We start from the raw sequence: 3,054 nt of genomic DNA on the forward strand, positions 1-3,054 counted from the left end.
GGACCCAAGGTAAGTGCCGGGCCCGGTGGTTGACGCCGGACCGGCTGGGGGTGAAGCCGCACGCCCAGCAGCAGCGGTCCGGAAGCGTAGGCCTCCCCCGTGTCGGTCATGCGCTCACCTCCCGGCAGGCGCGGTAGAAGTCCGTCCAGCCCTCGCGCTCGCGCACGACGGTCTCCAGGTACTCCTGCCAGATGACCCGGTCGGCCGCCGGGTCGCGGACGACGGCGCCGAGGATGCCGGCGGCGACGTCCGCCGGGCGCAGCACGCCGTCGCCGAAGTGCGCGGCGAGGGCGAGGCCGCTCGTGACGACCGAGATCGCCTCGGCCGTGGACAGCGTGCCGCTGGGCGACTTCAGCTTCGTGCGGCCGTCGGCGCTGATGCCGTCGCGCAGTTCACGGAAGACGGTCACGACCCGGCGGATCTCCGCTATGCCGTCGGGCGCGGCCGGCAGGTCGAGGGAGCGGCCGATCTGCTCGACGCGGCGGGTGACGATGTCGACCTCGTCGTCGGCGCTCGCCGGCAGCGGCAGCACCACGGTGTTGAAGCGGCGGCGCAGTGCGCTGGAGAGGTCGTTGACACCGCGGTCGCGGTCGTTGGCGGTGGCGATGAGGTTGAAGCCGCGGACCGCCTGGACCTCCTCGCCCAGCTCCGGGACGGGCAGGGTCTTCTCGGACAGGATCGTGATCAGCGTGTCCTGCACGTCGGCCGGGATGCGGGTCAGTTCCTCCACGCGGACCGTCATGCCCTCGGACATGGCGCGCATGACGGGGCTGGGCACGAGGGCTGCGCGGCTGGGGCCGTGGGCGAGCAGCTGCGCGTAGTTCCAGCCGTATCTGATCGCCTCCTCGGGCGTGCCGGCGGTGCCCTGGACCAGCAGGGTCGAGTCACCGCTGACGGCCGCGGCCAGATGCTCCGACACCCAGGTCTTGGCGGTGCCCGGCACGCCGAGCAGGAGCAGGGCGCGGTCGGTGGCCAGCGTGGTGACGGCGACCTCGACGATCCGGCGCGGCCCCACGTACTTGGGTGTGATCACCGTGCCGTCCGGCAGGGTGCCGCCCAGCAGGTACGTCGCCACCGCCCACGGCGACAGCTTCCAGCGGGCCGGGCGCGGGCGGTCGTCCTGGGCGGCGAGCGCGGCGAGTTCGGCGGCGAAGGCGTGCTCGGCGTGCGGCCGCAGCGCCTCGGCCCCGGTCGCGGGCGTGCCCGCGTTCGCGCTCGCGGAGTGGTTCGTGCTCGGTTCGACGGACGTGGTGTCCACAGACACAGACATGGCTGAGGCCCCCTCCAGCTCGGCCGGGTTCGGTCTGGCATCCACCGTGCACCACGCCACTGACAATCGCCCTGACCTGCACAGACGCACTCGCCGGGCCGATTGTCAGTGGCGGGACCTACCGTCGGTGGCATGACTGAGCAGGGGGTGCGCTGGACCGCGGACCAGGTGCTGGCACTGGCACCTGACGCCACGTCGCGCAAGGCGGGCGGCAGACTCGGCACGGCCGGTCCGTGGTCCGGGACGGGCAGTCGTACGGAGGGGTCGGTGTGGGGGCTGTGCAAGGGCAGCGGCAGCAGGCCGTACCAGACGGTGGTGGACCTCGCGGACCCGGCCGGGCCCGCGTTCCAGTGCGGTTGCCCGAGCCGGAAGTTCCCGTGCAAGCACGCACTCGGCCTGCTGTTGCTGTGGGCGGGCGGGGGCGACGCGGTGCCGGTGGCGCAGGAACCGCCGGACTGGGCCGAGCAGTGGCTCAAGGGCCGGCGCGTGCGCGCGGAGAACAAGCCGAGGGAGCCGGGCGGCAGTTCCCCGGCCGCTGATCCGGAGGCGGCGCGGCGCCGGGCCGAGCGCCGGGCCGAGCGGGTCACGGCGGGCGCCACGGAACTGGAGCAGCGCCTGTCGGATCTGCTGCGCGGCGGCCTGGCCTCGGCCGAGCAGGCGGGGTACGGCCTGTGGGACGAGACGGCGGCCCGCATGGTCGACGCCCAGGCACCCGGGCTGGCGGCCCGGGTACGGGAGTTGGGGGCGATCCCGGCGTCCGGGGCGGGCTGGCCGGCGCGGCTGCTGGAGGAGTGCGCGCTGCTGCACCTGCTCGACCAGGGCTGGCTGCGCCGCGATCGGCTGCCGGAGGGCCTCGCGGCCACGGTCCGCTCCCGGCTCGGCCTGCCCGCCTCGGCGGACGGCCCGCCGGTGCGCGACCGCTGGCTGGTCCTGGCCCAGTACGACACGGCGGATCCGAAGCTGACGACCCGCCGGATATGGCTGCACGGCGCCGCGTCGGGCACCACCCGGCTGCTGCTGTCCTACGGCGCGGCCGGCCGGGCGCCGGAGCTGTCCCTGCCGGTCGGCCTGGCGCTGGACGCGGAGCTGTCCGCCTATCCGGGTGCCGGCCAGTCCCGGGCCGCGCTGGGCGAGCGGTTCGCGGCGCCCGCCCCCGCCGGGTTCCGTCCGCCGGGCGTGACCACGGCCGAGGCAGCGGCCCGGTACGGCACGGCCCTGCGCGAGGACCCTTGGCTGGAGTCGGTCCCGGTGACGCTGGACCGGGTCGTGCCGGCCCCGGACGGCGACCTGTGGCAGCTGGCCGACGCCGACCGGGACTCGGCGCTGCCGCTGACCCGGGCGGCCCGCTCCCGCCCCAGCCTGTGGCGGCTGGTCGCCCTGTCCGGCGGGGCCCCGGTGACGGTCTTCGGGGAGTGCGGCCACCGCGGCTTCACCCCGCTCACGGCCTGGCCGGAGGGCGCGGGCGAGGCGGTGACGCTGTGCTGACCGGCCCCGTCTCCCCCGGGCACGACCTGCCCGGTCTCTCGATGCGCGAAGGGAAGGGAACATGATGAACGCGACGGCGAGCGGCGGGGACGGCACGGATCCCGCGCCCTCCTGGGAGGACCTGGTGACGGCCGCCCTCCTCGGCACCGACCGGCGGCCTCCGCTCCAGGTCACGCCCGGCCGCGCGGCCCCCGTGGCGCTCCTGGACGGACGCCTGGGAGTTACGGAAACCGTTCTTCTCACCGAGACGGACGACGTCCTGCCAGGCCTCCGTGGCGGCGGCCCACACCGGGGTGTCC

At 75.4% G+C, this 3,054-nt stretch carries 3 protein-coding genes; 2 read left to right on the forward strand and 1 reads right to left on the reverse strand.

The features are described from left to right. Nucleotides 1-106: 106 nt before the first annotated feature. Nucleotides 107-1,270 carry an ATP-binding protein gene (locus tag ACWEN3_RS44295; protein WP_452983765.1) on the reverse strand — a complete coding sequence of 388 codons (1,164 nt, stop codon included), beginning with the start codon at nt 1,268-1,270 and terminating at the stop codon, nt 107-109. A gap of 132 nt (nt 1,271-1,402) precedes the next feature. On the opposite strand from ACWEN3_RS44295, the gene ACWEN3_RS44300 reads away from it, so the two are divergent. Together ACWEN3_RS44300 and ACWEN3_RS44305 are read left to right on the forward strand one after the other, a co-directional pair. Continuing rightward, nucleotides 1,403-2,755, forward strand: coding sequence for an SWIM zinc finger family protein (locus ACWEN3_RS44300; protein ID WP_452983768.1), 1,353 nt, complete (start codon nt 1,403-1,405; stop codon nt 2,753-2,755). A gap of 61 nt (nt 2,756-2,816) precedes the next feature. Then, the coding region (locus ACWEN3_RS44305) for a hypothetical protein (RefSeq protein ID WP_452983771.1) at nt 2,817-3,054 on the forward strand (238 nt) is incomplete at its 3' end.

This window comes from Streptomyces sp. NPDC004561 (assembly GCF_053602155.1).

Coding starts and splice junctions, on each gene's coding strand:
- ACWEN3_RS44295 (WP_452983765.1), bottom strand. CDS start 1,270: ATGTCTGTGTCTGTGGACACCACGTCCGTCGAACCGAGCACGAACCAC.
- ACWEN3_RS44300 (WP_452983768.1), top strand. CDS start 1,403: ATGACTGAGCAGGGGGTGCGCTGGACCGCGGACCAGGTGCTGGCACTG.